Origin of the sequence: Salinivibrio sp. HTSP (assembly GCF_003390965.1) — a bacterium.
GTDB classification, from domain to species: Bacteria; Pseudomonadota; Gammaproteobacteria; order Enterobacterales; family Vibrionaceae; genus Salinivibrio; species Salinivibrio kushneri.
This window is the reverse complement of record NZ_PXUD01000013.1, coordinates 78,872-103,554: the sequence shown is the minus strand read 5'-3', so window position 1 is coordinate 103,554 and position 24,683 is coordinate 78,872. Positions and strand designations below refer to the sequence as shown.

The following is a 24,683-nucleotide window of genomic DNA, read 5'->3' as shown; positions in this document are numbered from 1 at the left end:
GCGGTTTGGCCATTTGCTAGACAATACGTCGCAAATGCGCTCAGCGTTTACTTATTACCGGTATGGTATAGAGGGCGGGTCACTCAATGACACGCAGCCTCACCCATCCCGCTTTGATTCTTTTTACTTTGTGATAGGATGCGACACCAATCAACCTTATTTATCGGCTGTGACACTGATAAACGCCTTAAAAGATTAAGCAGTAAGCAGGAATCGCCTTGAGTTCACGTCATCACAACACGCCAGAGACACTGTTTGCAGCGCTAAACGATTGTATGCTGCAAGACCGTTTTCGTTTTAAAAAGCGCATCCACGGCGCGCAAAAAATCAAAAAAGACGACGCCAAACAGGCGGTGTACGACCAAATCGCCGCAGAGATGGCGCAGAGTATGCAGCGTTTGTTGTCGCGACAAGCCAGTACGCCAACCGTTCGCTATCCAGAAGAACTGCCTGTTAGTCAGAAGAAAGATGACATTGCCGAGGCAATCGCGAACAACCAAGTGGTGATCATTGCGGGGGAAACGGGCTCAGGTAAAACCACTCAGCTGCCCAAAATCTGTATGGAGCTTGGGCTAGGTGTCGCCGGTACCATTGGTCACACTCAGCCACGTCGCTTGGCCGCGCGCTCGGTCGCCTCACGGATTGCTGAAGAGCTTGACGTGGAGTTAGGCAGCAGCGTGGGCTATAAAGTGCGCTTCAACGACAAAGTCTCGGAGTCGACGCAAGTCAAACTGATGACGGACGGGATCTTGCTGGCCGAAATCCAGCACGATCGGTATCTGAATCAGTACGATTGCATCATTATCGATGAAGCCCACGAGCGCAGCCTAAACATCGATTTTATTCTTGGCTATTTGCGCGAGTTATTGCCTAAGCGCCCCGATCTCAAAGTCATCATTACCTCGGCAACCATCGATCCTGAGCGCTTTTCCAAGCACTTCAATAATGCGCCTATGATAGAGGTGTCTGGCCGAACGTATCCGGTGGAAGTGCGCTACCGCCCATTGGTGGAAGAGGACGATAGCGATCGTGACCAGCTGGAAGCGATCAGCGATGCGGTTGATGAGCTGTGCCTTGAAGGGCCGGGTGATATCCTGATTTTTATGAACGGTGAGCGTGAAATTCGCGACACCGCTGAGCACCTTCAGCGCCGTCAACTGCGTGATACCGAGGTTTTACCCTTATACGCGCGACTGTCTGCTGGCGAGCAAAACCGTGTATTCCAATCTCACTCGGGACGCCGGATTGTACTGGCCACCAACGTCGCTGAGACCTCACTAACCGTACCGGGCATTAAGTATGTGATTGATCCCGGCACGGCGAGGATTTCTCGCTATAGCTACCGGACCAAGGTGCAGCGACTGCCGATTGAGCCGATTTCACAGGCGAGTGCTAATCAGCGTAAAGGACGCTGTGGCCGTGTATCGGAAGGCATTTGTGTGCGTCTGTATAGCGAAGAGGACTTTTTAGGCCGTCCGGAATTTACCGATCCAGAAATTTTGCGGACGAATCTAGCCTCCGTTATCTTGCAAATGACGGCACTAGGGCTTGGTGATATTCAAGCCTTTCCGTTCGTTCAACCGCCTGACAGCCGTCATATTAAAGATGGTGTCCGCTTGCTTGAAGAGCTGGGCGCGATTAAGCCCGGCCAAGCCACAGACAAACGTAAACTGACCGCCATCGGTAAGACCTTGGCCAAACTGCCGATTGACCCGCGTTTGGCACGTATGGTGATTGAGGCACCTAAGCATGGTGCCTTACATGAGGTGATGGTGATTGCCGCGGCCTTGGCAATCCAAGACCCGCGTGAACGACCTGCCGATAAGCAGCAACAAGCGGATGAAAAACATCGTCGTTTTGCCGATAAAGAATCGGACTTTTTAGCCTATGTAAACCTTTGGGATTACGCCAAAGAGCAGCAAAAAGCGTTATCGAACAATCAGTTCCGTAAGCAGTGCAAAAAAGACTACCTCAACTACTTGCGCGTGCGAGAGTGGCAAGACGTCCACTATCAAATCACCCAGGTGATGAAAGAGCAGAAGGTGCAATTTAACCAAGAGCCCGCCAGTTATCAGGCCATTCATATGGCTCTGCTTGCCGGGCTATTGAGCCACATTGGCCTGAAAGACCAAGAAAAGAATGAATACCAAGGCGCGCGGAATGCACGGTTCCATATTTTCCCCGGCTCTGGGCTTTTCAAAAAGCAGCCTAAATGGGTGATGGTGGCCGAGCTGGTTGAAACCTCCAAACTTTGGGGGCGAATTGTCGCGCGTATCCAACCCGAATGGGTGGAGCCACTGGCGCAGCATTTGATTAAGCGCAGCTACAGTGAACCACATTGGTCACGCAAGCAAGCGGCGGTGATGGCCAGTGAGAAGGTCACGCTATACGGGATCCCGATTGTGGCGAGCCGTAAAGTCAATTATGGCGCCATCGATCCGGTGCTCAGCCGTGAGCTGTTTATTCGTTCGGCATTGGTTGAGGGGGATTGGCAAACCAAGCATGCTTTCTTCCGCCAAAACCAAAAGCTGCTGGCGGAAGTGGAGGAGCTCGAGCTCAAATCTCGCCGGCGCGATATTTTGGCAGACGACGATACCTTGTTCGACTTTTACGATCAGCGCCTCGATCACAGCGTGGTCAGTGGGCGTCACTTCGATACCTGGTGGAAAAAGGCACGTCAAGACAATCCGGACCTGCTCAACTTTGAAAAAGCCATGCTATTGCAAGGCGACGCCAGCCATGTCACGGAGCTGGATTACCCCAATTTTTGGCATCAAGGCAACTTGAAACTCAAGTTGAGCTACCAATTCGAGCCTGGCCAAGACCACGATGGGGTGACGGTGCATATCCCACTGCCGATCCTTAATCAGGTATCAGAGGAAGGGTTTGATTGGCACGTCCCCGGGCTTCGTCACGAGCTGATTGTCGCGCTGATTAAATCGCTACCCAAGCCGTTACGCCGTAACTTTGTACCCGCACCAAACTATGCCGATGCGATCTTACAGCGGGTGACGCCCATGGAAGCGCCCTTGCTCGATAGCATGGAAAAAGCCTTAAAGCAGATGTCCGGTGTCACCATTGAGCGCGACAGTTGGAACTTTAGCCAGCTCCCCGAGCATTTGCGCATCCAGTTCCGCGTGGTCGATGATAAAAACCGCACCTTGGCTGAAAGCGAAGACTTAAACACACTCAAAGTCTCGCTAAAAGACAAAGTACAAGCGACCTTATCGGATGTCGCGGACGATGATATTGAGCAGCAAGGGATCACCCAATGGAGCTTTGGGGCATTGCCTCAGCGTTATCAGCAGAAAAAGCATGGCTTTGAAGTCAAAGCCTATCCGGCCTTGGTGGATGAAAAAGACAGTGTAGCGATTCGTCTATTCGAAACCGAATACCAGCAACAAAAAGCCATGCAAGCGGGTCAACGTCGGCTGATCTTGCTCAATGTGCCATCGCCAATTAAATATCTACATGCGCATTTGCCCAACAAGTCGAAACTCGGTCTGTATTTTAATCCATATGGACGTGTGTTGGATTTGATCGATGATTGCATCGCCTGTGGCGTGGATAAGCTCATTGCGCAACACGGCGGCTTAACCTGGGAGGCGCAAGCATTTGAGGCGCTTAAAGAGACGGTGCGTGCGGAGCTAGGCGATACCGTCGTGGATATCGCGCAACAGGTCGAACAAATATTGACGCACGCGTTCAATATCAACAAAAAACTCAAAGGCAAAGTGGATCTCTCGATGGCGTTTGCGATGTCGGATATCAAAGCCCAACTAGAAGGGCTGATTTACAAGGGCTTTGCCACCGAATCAGGCTGGCAACGCTTACCCGATATTCTGCGCTATATGAAAGCAATCGAGCGTCGATTGGAAAAGCTCCCCGTGGATCCAACCCGCGATCGCAACCACATGCTCAAGATTGAATCGGTGATGAATGATTATAAGGCGTTGCTGAACAAGGTGCCTAAAGGAAAGCCTGTGCCTGATGAGGTGAAAGCGATTCGTTGGATGATTGAAGAGCTGCGCGTGAGCTATTTCGCGCAACAACTCGGCACGCCTTACCCTGTCTCGGATAAGCGGATTAAAAACGCCATTGCGGCGATATAACCCGGCAAGCTTATGCCGCTGCGGATGAGATGAAGACGGGCAAAGCGTCGACGTGAAATAATTTATATAAATATCAATAAGTAATCAAAACCGTGTCATATGGCACGGTTTTTGTTTTTGTCAATACGAACGACAGACCGCTCGGTAGTTCGTGTTGCCGTGGCAAGAAAGGAGCAAAAAATGAAACAAGCAGGTGTGGCCCCTTGGTATCGGATCGTTTTGTATGTATTGGCGATCAGCATGCCAACCTCGGTTTGGGCCAGTTTTAAAGATGAGGTCAGTGGGTTGTACCAATCTCTCAATCTCGCTGGGGAGGTGTCATACCAGGCCTTCGCAGATGCGTATCGCCACTTTGCCCATAACCGTAGCCGCAAACCTGTAATGACGCTAATTGACTATGGCAAACCTTCGTCAGAAAAGCGATTTTGGGTGATCAATGTGAAAAAGCGTCAAGTGTTATTTCGTTCCTACGTGTCACACGGCAAAAACAGTGGCTCCCTTTACGCAAAGCGTTTTTCGAATCAGATTAATTCCTTGCAAACATCATTGGGGGTCTATCGTGCGGCGGAAACCTATCATGGTAAGCACGGCTACTCACTGCGTTTAGATGGCCTTTCCAAGGGATTAAACGATAATGCGCGCGCAAGGGCGATTGTGATACACGGTGCCGATTATGCGCACCCTAAGGTGATTAAACAAAGCGGCCAATTAGGCCGAAGCTGGGGCTGCCCGGCGTTACCTAGCTATTTATCGGCCCGCGTGATTGATGCGATCAAAAACGGCACCTTTATCTATGCGTTTGCCAGCTAAGAGTGAGGATACGAAGACGTCGTACTAGACGAGGTTTCACGAGTTATTTCACGGTGGAGGATGTAACACCTGCGCATTGTTCACCGTGAACGCTAATTCTCTACCACGAAAAAATAAAGGCATGTTGATACGCCTTTTATCGCGCTAGTCTATGCTCCTTACCACTAAGGAGGAATGCCATGGCACGCCTAAATCCTTTTACTTTGTGCTTACTCTCCGCATTTACCCTGTTTCCCACCAGTGATGTTGATGCTGCACCGTCTGCACCAGCGCTGATGCATGGTATTGACGGACAGATTGCCGAACACGACTATCGTGGCTATTGGGTCAGTGAAAAACTGGATGGGATCCGCGCCTATTGGACCGGCACGCAACTCTTAACCCGACAAGGAAATCTCATTCACGCACCGGATAGATTGATTCAATCGCTGCCAACCACGCCTTTAGATGGTGAGCTATGGGCCGGAAGAGGTGGGTTTCAAACTGTGTTGCGTACCGTGTTGGACGATAAACCGGATCCTGACGCGTGGCAGAGCGTTCGTTTTTATGCGTTTGATTTACCGGATCAACCCGGCCCGTTTTCTGCTCGCTATGCAGCACTGAAAAAGATAGTCACAAATAGCGCATCGCCGTTCTTAGCCTTGGTAAAGCAAACGCCGGTGACTGACAATGATGAACTCGAGGCACAGCTTTCTGCTATTGATGAATCGGGCGGTGAAGGCTTGATGCTGCATCATCCTGATAGTGTGTATGTGGGGCAGCGCGTAGACAGCGTCGTTAAGTTGAAAACCTACCAAGAAAAAGAAGTGACTGTGGTAGGAGTGAATCCGGGAAAAGGGCGGTTACAAGGCTTGATGGGCTCTCTGGTAGTACGCCTGGCTGACGGCACCGAGTTTAGCGTGGGATCGGGCTTTAGTGATGCGCAACGGGCTGATCCACCACAGATTGGTAGTACTATCTTGGTACGCCACAACGGTGTCACTCAAAAAGGCATCCCACGCTTTGCGCGTTTTATTCACGAGAAACCAACGCGTTAAAAAAGAACCCGCCAAACGGTTGGCGGGGTTGTCGGTCGGTTTAGTGCTCGTGCGTGGCGGGTGACGAGTCCTGACTTGCGCGAGGGCGCAGTTGGTGGTCTAAGCACTGGCAATCAACACTGTATTTTTTCTTCCCGGTCTTTCCAATCCCAGGGTTAAAACTGTTGGTAGGATCTAACTGGTGATAGAAATTAGCCAAATCCGGCTCCGCGGCATAAAGGTGTCCCACATTATGCTCGGCTGGGTATTTGGCGCCTCGCTCATTTAGCAAAGCTAGCATTTTCGCCTTAATTGCCGACACGTCCGCACCTTTTCTCACCACATAGTCTTGGTGGAAGACGTGGCAGAAAAAGTGCCCGTAATAAAGTTTGGCCACCATCTCTTGTTCTATCTCGACGGGCAAGTGTTCTTCCCACTCGGTCTCGTTGCGCTTAAGGGCTATATCTAACGCGAGAATGTCTTCCACATCGCGACTGTGCATCGTGTGGTAGCGAATCGCCGCCCCGGCTGCGGCAAAGCGGTGAAGCATGGCTTTTTTCGCTTCATCCTCACTACAGGCAAAGTAATCACTGTCTGCGTGTTCGGCAAAAAAACGGCTTAAAAACGCCGAAGCTTCCTCGATTCCTTCCTCTGAGGCTTTGAATATTAGGTGGTGCTCAAATCTATCGCGAAACGCGAGCATACGTTTGGGTAAGTGCTGCGGAAAAAGCTGACTGGCGTATTGCATCACTTTATCGGGTAATGCGTTAGGCAGTAACGGCACCTTATCTAACCAATTTGTTATTTTTGCTTTCAAGGCAAACATTTTCGGGATTGAATCCGTGCCCAGTCGACCAATCGCTAAAAACACATCTTTTCCGTAACGCTCAGCGATATCAAAGGCGTCACGGTGCATATATTCCGCCACTTCAGGCAAGTGTGAAAGCTCGGTAAGTACACGGCGACGCAATGTATTGAGCACATCTGGGTTGTTAGTGCCAATGTAAAAGACTTGCTCACGTTCAGGGATCGGGTAGGTATCAAGGCGCACGGCAAAGACAGCCAGTTTCCCTGCACAGCCGCTCACTTCATGTAAGCGGTGTTTGTCGGCGTTATAGCGCGCGGGGCTGTCAGCATCGACATCACGCAAGATTTGCTCGTAGTCATCTGCAGACGCCTTACGCGCGTCATAGGTGATATCACTGGCTGTGTAATCACCACGCTCAACGCGCGAAAGAATGGTTTCTGTATCATCACCCAGGGCAATGCCTAAATGATTCACCAGCGTTAGCTCACCATCCTCATTTAACTGTGCAAATAATGAATATTCGGTATAAGCCGGGCCGCGTTTAACCAACGCGCCGCCGGAATTATTGGCCACACCACCAACAATCGATGCGCCAATGCACGACGAACCGATGACCGAATGCGGCGCGCGCTTAAGAGGCCTGAGCGTCTGCTCTAGCTGATGCAATGTTGTGCCGGGAAAACTCAGTACCTGCTTACCGTTATCGATAAGCTGTAATCCGTCTAAGCGTGTGGTGTTGATTATTACCACATCACGATCGTAGTCGCTACCTTTGGGGGTTGAGCCTTCGGTTAAGCCCGTATTCGCGGCTTGCATGATCATCACCACATCCGCGTCGACACAGGCTTGGAGCACCCGCCATTGCATCACTAAAGAGGTGGGAAAAATAACGGCGAGCGCAGGACCACCTCCCGAGCGAAAGCCAGTCCGATAATGCTGGGTCTGGTTTGTCTCAGTGAGTAAGTTATTCTTGCCTACGATGTCGGTTAAGGTGGAAATAAATGCTTGTTGCTGTGATGACGACAAACGTGATGGGGTGTTCATAAGCGTTCCTTTCCTTTACGTTACGACAAAGGCTGGGGTCAGCCTAGCTGGCCCGCTTGTGGAGAGAAAGGCCGAGAGGTGGCTCGGCCAATAACATGTAAGATTACGCCCCGGAGAGGACATCGGCAAACTGCAACACATTGACCAAGACAATGCCGATGACAGCGGCGGCAATCAGGTAATAAAGCGTGGGTAAGACGGTTTTACGCAGGGTCACGCCCTCACGGCCGAGTAAGCCGACCGTCGCGGATGCGGCGACCACGTTATGGATAGCGATCATATTGCCGGCTGCCGCACCGACGGCTTGCAGGGCAATCACCACTACGGTCGATGCTCCTAAGGTTTGTGCCACTTCAAACTGAAACTGGCTAAACATCATATTGGACACCGTATTGGAGCCTGCAATAAAAGCGCCCAATGCGCCAATGGTAGCGCTCAACGCTGGGAAGCCATCTCCCACTAAATCGGCCGCAAAGCGTGCGGTCATGACCGGCATACTCACCAAATCGGCACCATTCACGCCTGAGTTAATAAAAATACGTACCATAGGGATGGTAAACACCAACACAAACCCGGCACCAATCAATGTTTTACTCGATTCACGCGCCGCGGTTAACAGCGGCGACAATTGACGCGCCTGAAGCAACACGGCTAACAAAGCCACGAACGCAAGGATGCCGCCTGGCAGATAAAGCGGCTGAATGGCAGCGTTGACCCCAGTTTCACCAAACAACGCGGAGAAACCAAGGCTGACATCGGTTAGTGCCGTTTTGACCGTCGGGCTGACGCGGCTGATCACCAAGAAAACCGCCAACAACACATAGGGCGTCCAGGCCATGGCCATGCTCATCGGTTTTTCTTGAACCTTGAGATCCATTTTCAGCGAGCCTAACCAATGGCTCGGCCAGGTCGACTCATCATCAAAATCCCACTGATTTTTCGGGACTAAAAAGCCTTTACGTGCGGCAGTTGTGACCAACACGATCCCTGCCAGACCACCGAGTAATGAAGGGAATTCAGGTCCTAACAACCAGCCGGTGAGGGCATAAGGAACGGTGAAAGCTAACCCGGCGAAAATCGCAAACGGCGCTACCTCTAAGCCTTCTTTCCAGCTCTTATTCTTGCCGAAAAAGCGGGTCAACATCATTGCCATTAGCAAAGGCATCAGTGTGCCAATCACCGCGTGAATAAAGGATACTTGCGTGGTAATAGATTGCAGGTAGGTCGCCCAATCACTGCCATTAGCGGTGAGCGTTTGCCCAATCGCATGGCTGTCTAACCCTTTGTTGACGCCCACAATAATAGGCGTGCCGACCGCACCAAAGGAGACCGGCGTCGATTGGATCATCATACCGACGACAACTGCGGCGAGAGCAGGGAAGCCGATGGCGACCAACAACGGCGCGGCAATGGCGGCGGGCGTACCGAAACCTGATGCGCCCTCGATGAAAGATCCAAAGCACCATGCAATGATGATGGCCTGAATGCGTCTGTCATCGGAAATGGTGGTAAAGCCGTTACGTATTACAGTAATCGCGCCGGTGTGTTTTAAAGTGTTGAGCAAAAGGATGGCACCAAACACGATCCAAAGGACGGCTGCCGTAATGATCAAGCCTTGTGCGATGGAGGCCGACACACGTGCTGCACTCATCTGCCACTGGAAGAGTGCGATTAAGACTGTCATGATAAAGGCAACGGGCATCGCCTTTTTAGCTGGCCAATTTAAGCCGACCAGTAAAATCGCCGCGACCACGATGGGTGAAAACGCGATGAGGGCGTATAGGGTATCTGTCATAGGTGTTCCTTATTAGGTGTCTCTTCCGTTGAATCACGTTGAATAAACAAGTCACCGATGTGTTGTTATTTTGCTGACAGCTCGGTGACTCGATGTTAACCGTATGTGACATTACGCGTTTGCATTTTTCTGATATATGGAAATAATGAAAATAATTACTTCCATAATTGACATAATATGCCGAAAACAGATGATCTCGTCCTCTTTGCTCAAGTCGCCGAATGTGGCTCTTTTAGCAAGGTAGCGGAAATAAATTCGCTGACAAATTCCGTAGTTAGCAAGCGGATTAAAAAACTCGAAGAAGGCTTAGGTGTGCAGCTTTTGTATCGCACCACGCGCAAACTGACACTGACCGATGCCGGGCGTACCTTGTATCAAGGTGCAAAAAATGTGAAGCAGGCCGCTGATGAGGCCTTTGATGCGGTCGCAGGGCTCGGGGAGTCAATAACCGGCCAGATTAAAATTTCAGTGCCGACCATTTCTGGCGAGCTATTACTCGCTGAAGCGGTGGCAGCGTTTTGTGGGCAATATCCGGGCCTTAACATTGATATGTCGCTGGACAATCGCTTTGTTGATTTAATTGATGAAGGCTTTGATTTGGTTATCCGCACCGGTTACCTCGAGGACTCTAGCTTAATTGCACGCCATATTATCGACTCACAATGGGTAGTGTGTGCGGCACCCAGCTATATTGCGCGTCATGGCCGGCCGCAACATCCGATTGAGTTAAAACAACATAATTGCTTGCAATATGCCTACCAAACCACGGGGGCCAGTGACTGGGAGTTTAAAGGCGAGCATAAAAACCAAGTCATTAAAGTGGCCGGTAATTTTTCGACCGACAACCCCATCGCCTTACGACAAGGCGCGCTAAGTGGCCATGGCATCGCGTATGTACCGCGGTGTTTAGTCTATGACGACTTGATGCAGGGCGTATTGGTTGATCTTTTTCCTGACCAAGTAGGCAAAAAGCTCGGGATTTATGCGGTATATCCATTCACTCGCCAGCCGCCTAAAAAAGTGCGTTTGCTGATAGAGCACATCCGCAATAAATACCTTGCCATTCAGCATTGCTTTTAGGAAGTATCGCGCCGTGGGCTCATAGATTGAGCCCATGCGATAGCTGTTAGAGGCGCTATTTAAGCATTTTGGCCATTTCACGCCCTGAGCCAATGACATCGTCGATATTCGCGACCACGGTTTTAGGCAAACCGAGAATGTTGTACTCGAGCTGCTGTTCGAGCCAATCGAGCTTGGAGTCGGTGGTAACAAACTCCCCCCAAGCGACGTCGATTTTATTGGCTAAGCGAAGTATGCCCGCCAATGGCGAAAACTGCTCATCGTGTACGGGAGAAAACTGATAACGAATCGCATCGCTTAGCCCTTGAGGAAAATTCCAAGTTTGTGCCAGCTCGCCACCTAACTCGGCGCTGGTGATCCCCAAAATAAGCTGCTGTGCCTCTTGCTTGGGCTTACCCGCTTCCATATGGAGATTAATGCGGTCTAACTTGTCGTAAGCGGTGGTCATGATCAGCAACTCACCGAGATTATGGAGCATCCCTGCAGTGAATGCCTCGTTACCGTCCATTCTTAATGCATGTGCCAGGGCTTTACTCAAGGTTGCAATTTCGAACGTGTGTTGCCAAAAGGCATCCATATCCACTTCGTCATCGACGTCAAAAGCACTCATCAGTGCGCTAGACACCACCAGGGTTCTAACAGGGCCCAAACCAAGCCGGATAACCGCCTCGTTGACAGAGCCCACGTTACGGGCGCGACCAAAATAGGCTGAATTAGACAAGCGAAGCACACGCGCGGAGATGACCTGGTCGTAGGCGATTTTTTCGGCGATTTGATTAAGCTCAGCGTCATGGCTGTTGACCAACTCAATCAACTCTTGCACGACTTTGGGGATCTTGGGGAGACGATCGATAAGCTCGACTAAGCGACTGGATTCCATAACAACTTCCTTCAGCGTTGGCTCTGATTTAACTATAGATCAGAGCCAAAGGCTTTAGGGAAGAAAATTACTCTGTGGCGGGGGTGGCGCAGTAAGCCTGTTTTCTGGCATTAAATCGGTCTACCAGGTTTTGAATGGCCTCTTCGCAGTAGGGGCGCAAACCACTGGCCACCATGGTTTTGCATCCGTGTCCCACACGCTGCCCATCGACAATAAAATCAAAGGCAAGATCGACTTTTCCGCGTTTGCCGCTCACGTGCATCACCGAATCTGATAAAGCGACATCGGCAGAGTTGATTGCGAGATCATCAAACGCCAAGCTCATTTTCTCGTACATGACTAAAGGACGTTCCGTGTTGATCATCATTTGTTGCTCCCGCATCAGTGGCACCATGATATGCGGGAAGTTCTTACCGGAAAACTGCACGTAGTGCTCGGCGATCTCTGTTGCTAATGCTTTATCGTGACGTGTCTGACCATGGCGTGTCATGGTGAGATAAAGCTTTTGGTTATCATCGATGACGGTAACGCTGTCGCCTGTGTCGACAATCGATAAGGGCGTGTTGGCACTGATCATGCCATTGAATTGAATCTCGATTTGCTCGCTGATCCCTGTTTTAGCCAATAAGATAGAAAGCAGCAAATCTCCAGGCACACAGAAGCGTGACGCGTCTGTGTCATGAATCGGGTTAAAGTCGCCGGCGATACGTTTAGCAAAGTCACTTGCTTGCTGGCGAGTAAAAATCAGTTTGCCATCTTGCTCGTTGTAATAATCTTCTAGTTTCATAATGGTTAACAGATGCGAGAAATAAGCAGACATTGTAACTCAAGCGACGCGCGGCATTGGTCTAGCCAGTCGTTGCATTGCCCTTTTGTGATTAGAGTCAACGACTAAGGTCTAAAGCCTTACTACTTCAATGGTAAGCATGAGCGTGTTATAAACTCAATAAACAGGTCACGGCATAGGAACGACGTATGGCATTCCCTTATCGACACATCGTAGTTTTGACAGGTGCGGGCATATCTGCAGAGTCAGGGATTAGAACCTTCCGAGATCAAGATGGCCTTTGGGAAGAGCATCATATTGAAGACGTTGCAACGCCTGAGGGTTTTGAGAGAAACCCGACCCTTGTTCAGCAGTTTTATAATGATCGTCGGCGCCAGTTACAAGGAGAAATCACCCCCAACCCGGCCCACGAGGCTCTGGCACGCCTAGAGCAGGAAACCGAGGCCACTGTGCTTGTTGTGACCCAAAACATTGATAATCTTCACGAGCGCGCGGGCACACACAGTATCATTCATATGCACGGTGAGCTGTTAAAGGCGCGTTGTAGCCACTCGCAGCAAACCATCGATTGGACCGGCGATATTCAGGTGTCCGATCACTGCCATTGTTGCCAGATGCCCGCTCCGCTGAGACCACACGTGGTGTGGTTCGGAGAGATGCCTCTGGGAATGGGGAAAATTCATGATGCCCTTAATCAAGCGGATTTGTTTATTTCTATTGGCACCTCTGGGGCGGTGTATCCCGCGGCAGGGTTTGTGCACGAAGCGGCAATGCATGGTGCGCACACTATTGAAATAAACTTGGAGCCCAGCGCCGTGGAAAGTGAATTTAATGAGCGGCGTTACGGGAAGGCGAGCACGCTCGTGCCTAAGCTGGTGGAGGAAATTTTGGCACTGGAGCAGTAACGCAAGAGGATACAGATAGAAAAGGGCTGCTGGTGGAATAGCAGCCCTAGCGCACGGGTTACTTTAACCTGTCTTTCGCGAGCCACTGCGAGCACATAACCAACACCAATGAGACCAACAACATGATGGTGGCAAGCGCATTCACTTCTGGTGACACGCCCACTTTTACCATCGAATAGATCTTTAATGGCAAAATTTCATAGCTTGGCCCTGTCACAAACGAGCTAACGATGACGTCGTCCAGCGAAAGGGTAAAACTTAGTAGCCAACCTGCACCGACCGCCGGTGCCGCCAGTGGCAAAATAATCTTGCTAAGGATCACCCATTCGCTCGCGCCTAAATCACGCGCCGCTTCAAGCATTTTTACGTCAAAGCCATTTAAGCGGCTATAAACAGTGACCACTACGAATGGTAAGCAGAAGGTGATATGAGAAAGCAGTAGGGTCAAAAAGCCCAGTTGTGCGCCCATCAACACAAATAGCGCCAATAACGAAATAGCCATCACAATGTCCGGGGACATCATCACCACAAAGAGCATGCCATTGACAAATTGTTTGCCACGAAAGCGGTAGCGAAAGAGGGCGACGGCGGTCAAGCTACCAATAATGGCGGCAGCACTAGCAGAAAAGACCGCAATGGTTAATGAGTTACCCGCCGCTTGCATCAGGCTATGATTATTGATCAGCTGCCCATACCACTCCCAGGTAAAGCCTTTCCAACTCATGCCGAATTTGCTGGCATTGAACGAGTTAACGATCAGAACCAGGATAGGGATGTAGAGAAAGGCGTAAACCAAGTAGAGAAAGCTGTTTCTAAGCCACCGGATCATAATGCCTCCTTGCGATTCATCCACTTACCCACACGCCAATACGCAAACAGCAACAGCCCCATTAACACTGTCAGAGAAATACTGGCCGCTGAGCCAAACGGCCAATCGCGAACGTTCAAAATCTGACTTTTAATCACGTTACCAATCAGTAGGTTTTTTGCGCCTCCGAGCAAATCCGAGACGTAGAACATGCCTAGCGCAGGGAGAATCACGAGCAAGCTGCCGGCAATAATGCCGGGTGTGGTCAGTGGCAGGATCACCCGCAAAAAGCATTGGAGTTTATTGGCACCTAAATCACGCGCCGCCTCCAAATAGCTACGATCGAGTTTCTCGATGCTCGAATACAAGGGCAAGATCATAAATGGCAGCAAAATATAGACAAGGCCCACCATCACCGCATATTCGGTATACATGATGCGAACGGGGCGTTCTATTAAGCCAAGCCACATCATACTCTCATTGAGCAGCCCTCGAGTACCAAGAAAGATTTTTAGCCCGTACGTGCGGATCAAAGAGTTGGTCCAAAAGGGGACAATCACTAAAAACAGCATCAAAGGTCGTGTGCTTTTCGGCATTTTGGCGATAATAAACGCGAATGGATAGCCAATCAGTAGGCAAATCAGGGTCGCCAAGGCCGCCATGTAGAATGAGTGCCAGACCACTTTGGCATAGAGCGGATCGAGCAGTTTTGCATAATTGCTCAGCGTAAAGGTCATCTCGATGAGATCAGCGTCATCGCGGGTTAAAAAGCTGGTCGCGATAATCATTAGGTTGGGTAAAAAAACAAAGACCAGCAACCAACCCACGACCAAGCCTACGATGGCGGTTTGCAGATTAAGCTTTTTCATCGGCCAATACCACCTCCCAGCTTTCTACCCAGGTCAGAGCTACTTTCTGATCGATAGAGTGATCAACGTCAGGATCGTCTTCATTAAAGAACTCGCTCACCATCACGGTTTGCCCTGATGGCAACTCGAGTACCGAGTCGAGGGTCATGCCTTTGTAATTTCGTTCGCGTACGTAGCCCACAATACCATTGGGCTCGGCATTGCCATGAATTTCTTCTAAGCGGATGTCTTCAGGGCGAAGCAATACCTTGATCGCGTCACCCGGATGCACATCGAGCTTGCAATAAACCTCACACTCACGAGATTCAACCCGGGCCCAAATACGCTTGTCATCAATGTGTTTGATGACAGTGGCATCAAACACATTGATTTCGCCAATAAAGCGTGCCACGAATAAATTCTTAGGCTCTTCATAAATCTCACGCGGTGAGCCGTCTTGCTCGATTTCGCCATCACGCATAACGATAATACGATCTGACATCGAGAGGGCTTCTTCTTGGTCGTGGGTGACGAAGATAAAGGTAATCCCAAGCTTGCGCTGCAGCTGTTTCAGCTCCATCTGCATTTGTTTGCGCAGTTTGTAATCGAGTGCAGAAAGGGATTCATCCAGCAAGAGCACGCTCGGTTTATTCACCACGGCACGTGCGATTGCGATACGTTGCTGCTGTCCGCCAGACAATTGATGAGGTTTACGAGAGGCATAATGGTCAAGTTGTACCATTCGCAGCGCTTCCATCACTCGAGGTTCAATCTGGTGATGATCCACGCCCTGCATGCGTAGGCCAAAAGCGACGTTTTCAAACACTGTCATGTGTGGGAAAAGGGCATAGCTTTGAAAGACAGTGTTTACATTGCGTTTTTCTGCTGGCAGGTTAGTGACATCTTTACCATCGATAACGACAGCGCCACTGTCGGCATCTTCCAGCCCCGCAATCAAACGGAGCACTGTTGTTTTGCCACAGCCTGAAGGGCCAAGGATAGTTAGGAATTCTCCGTTATTGACCGTTAGGTTGAAACGGGAGATGATTTCTTTGCCGTCGAAACTTTTGGTTAGTGACTCGAGCTCGACAACCGGTTTGTGAGATACATTTGCGTGCTTCAATGGTTCGTTCTCTCTCTACCTGGCAAATTGTCTTGTACATTCGTACCCATAAAACAGACGGCGCATAATAGACGCGTGGCAATCGAAGTTAAAGCAGTTTTTCGCGCGTGTTGGCACTTGTGTCTCTGTTGTCCATTAAGGTATCCAGCCTAAACCAGACCATTATCTACGCAAAGCCAATCTGGTTATTTTTCCTTATTTGTCAGAATGGTTTTTGGCTATGGGTTACAGTCAGATATACTGGGTGCATTAGTCATGATAGATAACGATTATGAGTCAACAAGAATACAATAATGCTTTACATATCGGTGGGTCGGTAGAAACGGCGCTAAACGGTCGCTACCGGCTCGATCCATTTGAGATAATCAAAGAAGCCTTCTCTCAGACCTTCAAGCACTTCTGGTCGTTTTTGCCCGCCACCTTGTGCCTATTCGCGGCTCAAATAGGTATTTTAATGCTGATGCTGACGTTGTTGTTGGGGGCACCGTCGCATTTATTTGAGGCATTGGTCGGTCAACGTGAGCTGACCACAGATATGATTTCATCTGTGTGGTTGGCGAATTTTACTTCTGAGGTTCTGATTGCGCCATTATATGCGGGGGCGAGCTTAATGGGCTTGAGTCACGCTATAGGGTTTCGTTCTAAACCACGCCATTTGCTAAAAGGGTTGGTATTTGCGTTGCCCGTGACGGTGGTGATCTGCCTGTCAGCGACACTGCAAAGTGTGGCGAGTATGATTTTTCCATTGCTGAGCCTGTATGTTGCGATGGCATTTTCCATGTCGCCGTTATTGATTTGTGAAAAGCGTCTCACGCCAGTTAAAGCACTTACCGTATCCTTTCGAGCGGTAAACAAGAAATTGTTCCAAATGGCAACCATCTATGCGGTTGTAGGCGTGCTATTTCTCATTTCTTTTGCCACTGCTGGCTTTGCCTTGGTTTGGGCGTTACCCTTTCTCTTCAACGTTAAAGGTGTGATTTACCGAGAAATGTTTGGCGTTGGTGTCGAGGTGACAGTGTCACAAAATGAGAATAAAGAAGGGGCGTCACATAGTACGACTAACTCGTCGTCACCTGACCAAGACACCTTTGACGCCTAATTCCGCTTTAAGCCTGCAACTGGAGTTCCGATGAAAAAACTAGCCAGTGTACTGGTTATGCTGGGAATGGTGAGTGTCCCGGCCAGTGCCGATACATACCGCTTTAGCTACAGCAAGCTATTTACTCAGCTTAAACATAACGTAGAGGAAGGGCACCCTGATATTGGCGTGGCGTACTTTATGGTCTCGGCCGAGTCGGGAGAGGTTTGTCCGATTTCTCGCGCATGGATGAGCAAGGAAGAACATTATGAAGCGTTTGATATCCCAGCCTCTCAAGCGTTACCGCTTCCTCTTGATAACCAGCTCCGCAAAGTGAATCCGGATGTTTTTGTTGAAACGCCCGCCGATCGAAACTGTGATATCTCGTTCCAAGTGTTGGTTGATAAGCCCGTAGGAAAGCAATTAACTAGCCAGCAGATCCAGGGCTGGTTGCCTCAGATGGACACCATGATGGAAAACTTAGGCGGGATGTTTGCTTCTTGGTTTATGCCTAAGGCGCAGGGCGTGGTTCTACATTTTGCGCCCTCGGTGACCGGCGCGGTGACCAGCAGTGAGGGGAATAAATATCCCATCGATGCTCACCAAGCCATTATCGATGTTAATCGTCTTGGCGATAGCACCACGTTAACGCTGCCAGATGCCCCCATCAAAGTGTCGCCTTGGTTGCCTAAAAACGGATAAACGGGTAGAGGCTTCAAGTCTGTACTGAGCTTCAAAGACATAATGCACACTATGATGTAGAAGATTGAAACGACAAAAAACGCCCACTGTCTGAAGTGGGCGTTTTTATTAGCAGGCCATTTAGCGCCAACTATGATTCTGTCATGCTTCAAACACTATGTGCCGACATTGACCACGTCGAGTGATAAATTGGGGTCAACTTCCACAGGGCTTTCTGAAACGGGCGCCGGATCGGTAAAGTTTTCTTTATCGAATGCAGTATCGCCGTCTCCCTCAAACGCCATCCCCGCTGCGACGGATTTAAAATCAAACAGCTCGATATCGGCCATATGGGAAGGGACGATATTTTGCATGGCTCGGAACATCGTCTCAATACGGCCTGGATACCGCTTGTCCCAATCTCGGAGCATATCTTTGATCACTTGGCGTTGTAGGTTGGGCTGTGAGCCACAAAGGTTACACGGAATGATCGGGAAAGCCTTTTGCTCTGAGTAACGCTCAATGTCTTTTTCTCGACAATAGGCCAGTGGACGGATCACCACATGTGCGCCGTTATCAGAGACGAGCTTCGGTGGCATGCCTTTCATCTTGCCGCCGTAGAACATGTTTAAGAGCAAGGTCTCTAATATGTCGTCTCGATGGTGACCTAATGCAATTTTGGTCGCCCCCAGCTCTTTCGCTGTGCGATATAAGATACCGCGGCGAAGTCGCGAGCATAGGGAACAGGTTGTCTTGCCCTCAGGCACTTTCTCTTTGACAATGGAGTAAGTGTCTTCTTCAACAATTTTGTACTCGACGCCTAAGCTCTCCAAATACGCTGGCAAAATGTGCTCAGGAAACCCAGGTTGCTTTTGATCTAAATTGACCGCAATGAGTTGGAATGAAACTGGCGCGCTCTTTTGCAGGCTTTGCAGCATATCAAGCAAGGTATAGCTGTCTTTGCCGCCTGATAAACAAACCATGATGCGATCGCCGTCTTCAATCATATTAAAGTCGGCAATCGCTTGTCCGGTGTTGCGACGAATGCGCTTTTGCAGTTTATTAAATCCGTATTTTTGTGCTTTGCTCAGCTCTTCGGTGCTCATAAGTACTATCGCGTTGTCAGGCAAGGTAAACGCATTACACTGCCAGTGTGCATGAATGGCGGGTATGATACGGATTTTGACCACAAATGCCAGTCACCCGCAGGCAGTGAATGCCACTGCCTGCTAGATAAGGGAATGAGAAAGGTTAATCGTTAGCGCGAGGATCGAGTGGGCTAATGTAGCCATCAGGTTTAATGGCAAGTAAGTCACAGTCGAGTTGATCAATCATGTGCTCTGCGGTATTGCCAATGAACACCGCGGATAAGCCAGTGCGTCCTGTGGTACCGAGAATAACAAGCTCGGCATCCAACTCTCGGGCAATGTTGGGGATAACATCTTCCGGCAACCCTTCTTGGACATGCGTGCGTGTTTCTTCGATATGATGGCGCTGACGCAAGGCTTTCATGGCGGTGAGATGATGACCTCTCACCGCATCGGTATAGGATGTCGGATCAAAGTCAGGCAGCTCGATAGTAATATTCACCGGGGTGGCGGGGTAGGCATTAGCCAGGTGCAACTCAGCCCCTAGCATAGCACTCATGATATTCCCCTCATCGACTAATTTGTCGTTGAGCTCAGCGTGGGTTTCGGTTTCAGATGCCACATGCACAGAGGCAACGATCTTGCCTTTATCCGGCCAACCATGGTCTTTAACTAATAACACTGAACTTGGGCATTTGCGTAACAAGTGCCAATCGGTGGGTGTAAAGATGACCGAGCCTAGTGTGTCGTGCTGGTGTGTCGCTTTAACCACCAAATCGTGGTGGTGGCTCAGCACGCGTTCAACGATCGCCTCGTAAGGACGATTATGCCACACCACGACTTTTTCGATTTCACATTCTTGAGCTTGATGCGTTTGAATAATCTCATTCATCCACTCTTCACGTTGGTGCATCACACCTTGGCGCATCGCTTGCCGCTCATCCGATGAGAGCATGGATGTCATTTCGTAAGAGAAATCATAAATAGCAAGAAAGAGGGTAAGCTTAACCTTTGCATCACTTCGCTGGCTAAGCGTGACCGCACGCGAAAGTGCAGGCTGTTGTTCTTGGGAAGGATCAATGACGACGAGCAGGTTCGTGTACCTAGACATATCTGCCTCCTTTGCACAGATGCATCGGTTAATTTCACTTTAACCTACTTCGCCCGTTCACGCGAAAGAAATTGCTTACCATAGAGCAAAAAAGAGAAATGGCGCATAAAGCGCCATTTATTAACAACTTATTTACTTCTGTCTGCTAAACAACGCATTCTTCATCCGCAAGACGAGCAAGCTCTTCTAAGTCTAGAACCGTGATATATTTCCCTTTGACCGCCAAGATTTCTGACTTTTGGAAGCGACCTAATAAGCGACTGATCGTTTCAACGGTCAGGCCAAGGTAGTTACCAATGTCACCTCGTGTCATGGTTAGACGGAACTCACGCGGAGAGAACCCACGCTGAGCAAAGCGCTTCGAGAGGCTATAAAGGAAAGCGGCTAGACGTTCTTCAGCTGTTTTCTTCGATAACAGCAAAATCATATCCTGATCGCCTTTTATCTCATTGCTCATTAGTCGCATGATTTGTTGGCGAAGCTTGGGCATCTTCCCAGAGAGGTCATCAAGCGTGTCGTAGGGGATCTCACAAATCATTGACGTTTCTAGCGCTTGAGCAAAGCTGGGGTGTTCACTACCGTTAATAGCATCAAAGCCTACCAAATCGCCGGCAAGGTGGAAGGCAGTTATCTGCTCATCACCCTGCTCTGTGATTGTGTAGGTCTTAACCGTACCTGAACGAATCGCATACAGCGCTCGCAGATTATCACCGGCTTTGAACAACTCTTGGCCTTTCTGAATAGGTTTTTTTCGCTCAATGATGCTATCCAGTTGATCCAACTCTTGCTCATTTAACGTAAAGGGAATGCACAGTTGGCTAATACTGCAATCTTGACAATGAATTGCGCAGCCGCCTGACTGAACCCGCCGAGTGATGATCTTATTAGACACCATACACCTGCCTGAAATTGATTAACGTCAATACACATATTACACCATGATTATGTGCTAGGTCGACCTTATATCAAGAGTTTGAGCGCTGAATAGGCCGTATAAAAGCCATAAAGCGCCAACATTGTGGCACATATCAAACGCAGTAAGTGGTTGTTAAGAATGGGCTTAACCCGCTCGGCAAGGGCGCCAACAGTTAACATCGCCGGTAACGTTCCGAGGCCAAACCCCAGCATTACAAGGCCGCCGCCTGAGGCACTGCCAGCGACGGCAGCCCAACTGAGCGCTGAGTAAACCAGCCCGCAGGGCAGCCAGCCCCAAACAAGGCCAAAGGGATAGGCATATAACGGCGAACGCAGTGGCATTAGCTTGGATGTTAGCGGAGAGATAATTCGCCAGAGTTTGCTACCCAGTCGCTCAATATAGCTAAGGCCATTCCATACTTGGGCCATATAGGCTGCCAATAGCAACATCATGATGGCCGCAAACAGTCGCAATACTGCAAGATGCTGCGTTAAATCGGACAAAGCAAGCAACGAGGCCACAGCGCCACCAATCATCGCCCCAGCAAGCGTGTATGAGCTGATACGCCCCAAGTTATACAAGAGAAGGTATGGCCATTTGGCCTTTTGCGAAGGAATGCCAAGCGACATAGCCGCAGCGACCCCGCCACACATCCCCAAGCAGTGACCTGCCCCGAGCAGACCAATGATGAGGGCACCTATAAAATCAACGTTTGTCATCTTGGGTCGACGCGTCAGGAGCGGTGGGTTGGCTTGATTGTGATCCGGTGTCTTTTTCCGGCTCTTCTTCATCAAAAAGGATCGAAGAGCCTTGCCGTTCTAGATCCTCGAATTGATCAGATTTGACCGCCCAGATAAAGACAACGGCCGCCACGCAAACTAACATGATGGCGATCGGGATCAAAATGTACAAACTAGCCATAACGCTAATCCTCTTTTTTGTTCAGTAGGCGCAGCGAGTTAGATACCACAATGATCGAGCTTGCTGACATGCCTACCACCGCCACGTATGGGGCAACATAGCCCATAACCGCCAACGGCAGAATGGTAACGTTGTAGCCTAAGGCCCAAATTAAGTTTTCGCGGATAATACGGCGCGTTTGCTGGGCAAGCTGCCTGGCGGTCAGCAGTTTTTCTAAATCGTCACTCAACAACACCATATCGGCGGAAGATTTAGCAATATCAGTGCCTCCGCCCATCGCAACCGACAAGTGGGCACCGGCTAAAACCGGCGCATCATTGACGCCATCACCGACCATCAGGGTCACGGTGTCATCATCAAGGCTTTGAAGGTACGCCAGTTTTCCTTGCGGCGATACCCCTGAAATCACAGAATCTATGCCAAGGATGTCCGCGACTTGTTCCACATTGCGTGACTGATCACCGGTTAGCATGGTGGTTTGGATGCCAGATTGTCTCAATGCGGCGATTAATCGTGCGCTGCTTGGCCGAATCGAATCGGTCAGTGAAAACGCAGCCACGACTTGACCGTTGCAACTAAGCACGACGGGATAGGCATCATACTCAGTTTTAGGCGAGGATAGAGCAAATGCAGCCTTACCAATACGCCAATGCTGGCCATTGATCTCGCCGCTTACCCCTTGACCAATATGGTTGTCCGCCGCTTTGACTGTCAGAGACTCAGTCGCTTTTGCTTGGAACGCGTTGGCGATGGGGTGATTGGCAAACCCTTCTAAGCTGGCTGCAATGTTCAAGGCCGCTTGTTCGCTAATGTCAGCGGCAAATACGCGGACGGAATCAATTTTTACCTCACCCTCGGTCAGTGTGCCTGTTTTATCAACCACCAATCGATTCACCTTGGTTAAGGTTTCTAAGACGTGGCCTCGGCGTAACATGATGCCGAGCTGGCCAAAGGTCGATGTTGAGCAAGTAAGGGCCGTAGGGGTGGCGAGCGATAATGCGCAAGGGCAGGTCGCAACAAGCACGGATAACATGATCCAAAAGGCATCGTCAGGTTGCACAACATGCCAATAGAGCCAAGTTGACGCGGAAATGATTAAGATGGCGGCGACAAAGTAACGCGCGATATGGTCTGCCAGCACCGCTACTTTGGGCTTTGCCATTTGAGCTTCATCTTGCAAACGCACAATATGAGCCACGAGAGACTCTTTGTGATTACTCGTCACACATATATCGACATTCCCTTCCACATTCATGGTGCCGGCATAAACGGCATCACCGAGTTGCTTAGTTTGTGGTAGCGATTCCCCCGTCAGCATGGCTTCATCGACAGAGGTCGTGCCAGACAGTATTTTACCATCGGCAGGGAAGGGCTCACCGGGCAACACACGAATTTGATCGTTTTCTTTAAGACTGTTAGCGGGCACGGCTTCACCGTTAAGACGACGCGCCATTTTGGGGACCAGTTTTAACAAGTTAGCGCTGGCCGCCGCCGCAGTACGGCGTGCGCGCATTTCCAGAAAACGCCCGAGCAATAAGAAGAAGGTGAACATCGCCACCGATTCGAAAAACACTTCTCCTTTTCCGGTAACGGTCGCATACAAGCTAGAAAAATAGGCGAATAACAAAGCAATAGAAACGGGGACATCCATGCCCAGTGTGCGTGCCTTAAGGTTGCGCCACGCATTGATATAAAAAGGTAACGCGGAATAAAGCAAGACAGGCGTCGCGAAGATTAAACTTATCCACCGGAAGTAATTGCGAAAGGTTTCGTCCATATCGCCAAACACTTCGAAGTACATCGCCACCGCTAACATCATGACCTGCATGGTGGCTAAGCCAGCAATACCTAATCGGTATAAGTACTGCTTCATGTTGCGATGATATTGTTGCTCTTGCTTGTCGGCCTCAAAAGGTGCCGCTTTATAACCGAGATGATGAATGTGTGTGAGTACAGTACTCAGGGAGGTTTCATTCTCATCCCAACGCACCTGGGCACGGTTCGTGGTAGTGTTGACCTGAATATGTGTTACGCCCGCTGTACGTTGCAACTGCTTTTCAATCAGCCACGCACAAGCGGCGCAGGAGACACCATCAAGTGACAACGTCACCTCTTTTTGGTCTGCCACATCGCGGACAAACTCTTGTTGTACATCTTGATTATCGTATAGGGTCAGTGCTTTGAGCTCTTCGGGGACCAAGTCGGCCTTATCGGCGTTCTCTGTCCGATATTGATAATAAGAACTCAAACCACTGTCTACGATCGTGGTTGCCACGGCTTGGCAGCCAGGGCAACACATAAGGCGGGGTTTATCGAAGATCACTACTTGGTAGGTGTCTCCTGTCAGTACAGGATCACCACAGTGATAACAGGATGTGGTCATGGTTACTGCTTACCGCTTAACGTCAGGGGAGTTGAGACAGGGAAATCGACACGACCGTGAACTTTCCATTGCTTATCGAATGAAGTGATTTCGATAAACCAGGGCCCAGATATTGGCTCAGCCAGATCGATATGATAAACCCCTGCTTGGTTTGGGTTTACCATCACATTCACATCTTTTCGCTCGAGTGTACGGTGCTGAATATGCACCTTAAGCGCAGGAAATGACGCGAGATCACCTTTATCTAGTGTTATCGCGATTGCTTGGTTGCTTGACGACAGTTGCGCTGAAACACCTAGCTGTGCCGCGACTTTCAGCTTGGAGAGATCAACATTGATCGCTTTGCCTTTTTTATAGTAATCCTCTGCCACGAGAGACACAGAGTTCATTGAAAAGACGGTCACAGTTAACAAACTCGCGACGACAACAGAAGCGGGAAGGGCAATCAGGAACCAAGGCCAAAACTGCTTGTACCAGGGTGTTACCATC

The 24,683-nt window shown here is 49.8% G+C and carries 21 protein-coding genes; 7 read left to right on the top strand and 14 right to left on the bottom strand.

What is annotated here, in order from left to right:
• The first annotated feature begins 275 nt into the window (after window positions 1–275).
• The 3 genes from hrpA (at window position 276) to C7A19_RS03100 (ending at window position 5,959) form a co-directional block, all read left to right on the top strand.
• The gene (gene hrpA, locus C7A19_RS03110; protein ID WP_235614257.1) at window positions 276–4,112 is read left to right on the top strand and encodes an ATP-dependent RNA helicase HrpA; all 3,837 of its coding nucleotides are present in this window, start codon (window positions 276–278) and stop codon (window positions 4,110–4,112) included.
• Between the two features lie 180 nt (window positions 4,113–4,292).
• Window positions 4,293–4,922, top strand: coding sequence for a murein L,D-transpeptidase catalytic domain family protein (locus tag C7A19_RS03105; RefSeq protein WP_116644125.1), 630 nt, complete (start codon window positions 4,293–4,295; stop codon window positions 4,920–4,922).
• A 179-nt stretch (window positions 4,923–5,101) separates the two neighbouring features.
• Complete coding sequence (locus C7A19_RS03100) at window positions 5,102–5,959, top strand: DNA ligase (RefSeq protein WP_077459082.1); 858 nt, start codon at window positions 5,102–5,104, stop codon at window positions 5,957–5,959.
• A gap of 40 nt (window positions 5,960–5,999) precedes the next feature.
• On the opposite strand, the gene dld is transcribed toward C7A19_RS03100, so the two are convergent.
• Window positions 6,000–7,790: a D-lactate dehydrogenase gene (dld, locus tag C7A19_RS03095; protein WP_116644124.1), complete on the bottom strand. Its 1,791-nt coding sequence runs from the start codon at window positions 7,788–7,790 to the stop codon at window positions 6,000–6,002.
• A gap of 103 nt (window positions 7,791–7,893) precedes the next feature.
• Entirely contained in the window at window positions 7,894–9,585 is a 1,692-nt protein-coding gene (locus C7A19_RS03090; protein WP_077459080.1) for an L-lactate permease, read from the bottom strand.
• Window positions 9,586–9,762: 177 nt separating this feature from the next.
• Here C7A19_RS03090 and C7A19_RS03085 point away from each other — a divergent pair, with 177 nt between their 5' ends.
• On the top strand, window positions 9,763–10,665 hold the full coding sequence (locus C7A19_RS03085; protein ID WP_069362393.1) for a LysR family transcriptional regulator: 903 nt from the start codon (window positions 9,763–9,765) through the stop codon (window positions 10,663–10,665).
• 55 nt (window positions 10,666–10,720) lie between these two features.
• Here C7A19_RS03085 and C7A19_RS03080 read toward each other — a convergent pair whose 3' ends face one another.
• Together C7A19_RS03080 and C7A19_RS03075 are read right to left on the bottom strand one after the other, a co-directional pair.
• Window positions 10,721–11,545 (bottom strand): HDOD domain-containing protein, encoded by an 825-nt coding sequence (locus C7A19_RS03080; protein ID WP_069362394.1) that lies wholly within the window; start codon window positions 11,543–11,545, stop codon window positions 10,721–10,723.
• A 67-nt stretch (window positions 11,546–11,612) separates the two neighbouring features.
• Window positions 11,613–12,332, bottom strand: a complete 720-nt coding sequence (locus C7A19_RS03075; protein WP_116644200.1) for a DUF3581 family protein — start codon at window positions 12,330–12,332, stop codon at window positions 11,613–11,615.
• A 188-nt stretch (window positions 12,333–12,520) separates the two neighbouring features.
• Between C7A19_RS03075 and cobB the strand changes: the two genes are divergently transcribed.
• Window positions 12,521–13,237 carry a Sir2 family NAD+-dependent deacetylase gene (cobB, locus tag C7A19_RS03070; RefSeq protein WP_077459078.1) on the top strand — a complete coding sequence of 239 codons (717 nt, stop codon included), beginning with the start codon at window positions 12,521–12,523 and terminating at the stop codon, window positions 13,235–13,237.
• 58 nt (window positions 13,238–13,295) lie between these two features.
• On the opposite strand, the gene potC is transcribed toward cobB, so the two are convergent.
• The 3 genes from potC to potA are packed head-to-tail and all read right to left on the bottom strand — an operon-like array spanning window position 13,296 to window position 16,016.
• Complete coding sequence (gene potC, locus C7A19_RS03065) at window positions 13,296–14,066, bottom strand: spermidine/putrescine ABC transporter permease PotC (protein ID WP_116644123.1); 771 nt, start codon at window positions 14,064–14,066, stop codon at window positions 13,296–13,298.
• Window positions 14,063–14,914 carry a spermidine/putrescine ABC transporter permease PotB gene (gene potB / locus C7A19_RS03060; protein ID WP_069362397.1) on the bottom strand — a complete coding sequence of 284 codons (852 nt, stop codon included), beginning with the start codon at window positions 14,912–14,914 and terminating at the stop codon, window positions 14,063–14,065. The genes potC and potB overlap by 4 nt, the downstream gene beginning before the upstream one ends.
• Window positions 14,901–16,016 carry a spermidine/putrescine ABC transporter ATP-binding protein PotA gene (gene potA, locus C7A19_RS03055; RefSeq protein WP_116644122.1) on the bottom strand — a complete coding sequence of 372 codons (1,116 nt, stop codon included), beginning with the start codon at window positions 16,014–16,016 and terminating at the stop codon, window positions 14,901–14,903. Before potA ends, potB begins: the two co-directional genes overlap by 14 nt.
• Before the next feature lie 271 nt (window positions 16,017–16,287).
• Between potA and C7A19_RS03050 the strand changes: the two genes are divergently transcribed.
• A complete protein-coding gene (locus C7A19_RS03050; protein ID WP_069362399.1) occupies window positions 16,288–17,115 on the top strand; it encodes a hypothetical protein in 828 nt (275 codons plus the stop codon).
• Window positions 17,116–17,145: 30 nt separating this feature from the next.
• Complete coding sequence (locus C7A19_RS03045) at window positions 17,146–17,796, top strand: DUF2987 domain-containing protein (protein WP_069362400.1); 651 nt, start codon at window positions 17,146–17,148, stop codon at window positions 17,794–17,796.
• A 155-nt stretch (window positions 17,797–17,951) separates the two neighbouring features.
• Here C7A19_RS03045 and ttcA read toward each other — a convergent pair whose 3' ends face one another.
• The 7 genes from ttcA to C7A19_RS03010 all read right to left on the bottom strand — a co-directional run bounded on the left by ttcA (window position 17,952) and on the right by C7A19_RS03010 (window position 24,682).
• A complete protein-coding gene (ttcA, locus tag C7A19_RS03040; RefSeq protein ID WP_116644121.1) occupies window positions 17,952–18,881 on the bottom strand; it encodes a tRNA 2-thiocytidine(32) synthetase TtcA in 930 nt (309 codons plus the stop codon).
• A gap of 145 nt (window positions 18,882–19,026) precedes the next feature.
• Entirely contained in the window at window positions 19,027–19,974 is a 948-nt protein-coding gene (gene uspE, locus C7A19_RS03035) for a universal stress protein UspE (protein WP_069362402.1), read from the bottom strand.
• A gap of 145 nt (window positions 19,975–20,119) precedes the next feature.
• On the bottom strand, window positions 20,120–20,869 hold the full coding sequence (locus C7A19_RS03030; RefSeq protein ID WP_077648835.1) for an FNR family transcription factor: 750 nt from the start codon (window positions 20,867–20,869) through the stop codon (window positions 20,120–20,122).
• Window positions 20,870–20,934: 65 nt separating this feature from the next.
• On the bottom strand, window positions 20,935–21,609 hold the full coding sequence (locus C7A19_RS03025; protein WP_077486255.1) for a sulfite exporter TauE/SafE family protein: 675 nt from the start codon (window positions 21,607–21,609) through the stop codon (window positions 20,935–20,937).
• Window positions 21,596–21,811 (bottom strand): cbb3-type cytochrome oxidase assembly protein CcoS, encoded by a 216-nt coding sequence (gene ccoS, locus C7A19_RS03020; protein ID WP_077459072.1) that lies wholly within the window; start codon window positions 21,809–21,811, stop codon window positions 21,596–21,598. Before ccoS ends, C7A19_RS03025 begins: the two co-directional genes overlap by 14 nt.
• Window positions 21,812–21,815: 4 nt before the next feature.
• Entirely contained in the window at window positions 21,816–24,194 is a 2,379-nt protein-coding gene (locus tag C7A19_RS03015) for a heavy metal translocating P-type ATPase (RefSeq protein WP_116644120.1), read from the bottom strand.
• A gap of 2 nt (window positions 24,195–24,196) precedes the next feature.
• Window positions 24,197–24,682: a FixH family protein gene (locus C7A19_RS03010; protein ID WP_077459070.1), complete on the bottom strand. Its 486-nt coding sequence runs from the start codon at window positions 24,680–24,682 to the stop codon at window positions 24,197–24,199.
• Window position 24,683 lies beyond the last annotated feature (1 nt).

Bases quoted from the DNA above. Each gene is read 5' to 3' on its own strand.
- ccoS (WP_077459072.1), bottom strand. From the start codon at position 21,811: ATGGCTAGTTTGTACATTTTGATCCCGATCGCCATCATGTTAGTTTGC.
- C7A19_RS03030 (WP_077648835.1), bottom strand. From the start codon at position 20,869: ATGGTGTCTAATAAGATCATCACTCGGCGGGTTCAGTCAGGCGGCTGC.
- hrpA (WP_235614257.1), top strand. From the start codon at position 276: ATGCTGCAAGACCGTTTTCGTTTTAAAAAGCGCATCCACGGCGCGCAA.
- C7A19_RS03105 (WP_116644125.1), top strand. From the start codon at position 4,293: ATGAAACAAGCAGGTGTGGCCCCTTGGTATCGGATCGTTTTGTATGTA.
- C7A19_RS03025 (WP_077486255.1), bottom strand. From the start codon at position 21,609: ATGACAAACGTTGATTTTATAGGTGCCCTCATCATTGGTCTGCTCGGG.
- C7A19_RS03090 (WP_077459080.1), bottom strand. From the start codon at position 9,585: ATGACAGATACCCTATACGCCCTCATCGCGTTTTCACCCATCGTGGTC.
- C7A19_RS03010 (WP_077459070.1), bottom strand. From the start codon at position 24,682: ATGGTAACACCCTGGTACAAGCAGTTTTGGCCTTGGTTCCTGATTGCC.
- cobB (WP_077459078.1), top strand. From the start codon at position 12,521: ATGGCATTCCCTTATCGACACATCGTAGTTTTGACAGGTGCGGGCATA.
- C7A19_RS03045 (WP_069362400.1), top strand. From the start codon at position 17,146: ATGAAAAAACTAGCCAGTGTACTGGTTATGCTGGGAATGGTGAGTGTC.
- potB (WP_069362397.1), bottom strand. From the start codon at position 14,914: ATGAAAAAGCTTAATCTGCAAACCGCCATCGTAGGCTTGGTCGTGGGT.
- C7A19_RS03075 (WP_116644200.1), bottom strand. From the start codon at position 12,332: ATGAAACTAGAAGATTATTACAACGAGCAAGATGGCAAACTGATTTTT.
- C7A19_RS03015 (WP_116644120.1), bottom strand. From the start codon at position 24,194: ATGACCACATCCTGTTATCACTGTGGTGATCCTGTACTGACAGGAGAC.
- C7A19_RS03050 (WP_069362399.1), top strand. From the start codon at position 16,288: ATGAGTCAACAAGAATACAATAATGCTTTACATATCGGTGGGTCGGTA.
- C7A19_RS03100 (WP_077459082.1), top strand. From the start codon at position 5,102: ATGGCACGCCTAAATCCTTTTACTTTGTGCTTACTCTCCGCATTTACC.
- ttcA (WP_116644121.1), bottom strand. From the start codon at position 18,881: ATGAGCACCGAAGAGCTGAGCAAAGCACAAAAATACGGATTTAATAAA.
- uspE (WP_069362402.1), bottom strand. From the start codon at position 19,974: ATGTCTAGGTACACGAACCTGCTCGTCGTCATTGATCCTTCCCAAGAA.
- dld (WP_116644124.1), bottom strand. From the start codon at position 7,790: ATGAACACCCCATCACGTTTGTCGTCATCACAGCAACAAGCATTTATT.
- potC (WP_116644123.1), bottom strand. From the start codon at position 14,066: ATGATCCGGTGGCTTAGAAACAGCTTTCTCTACTTGGTTTACGCCTTT.
- C7A19_RS03080 (WP_069362394.1), bottom strand. From the start codon at position 11,545: ATGGAATCCAGTCGCTTAGTCGAGCTTATCGATCGTCTCCCCAAGATC.
- C7A19_RS03085 (WP_069362393.1), top strand. From the start codon at position 9,763: ATGCCGAAAACAGATGATCTCGTCCTCTTTGCTCAAGTCGCCGAATGT.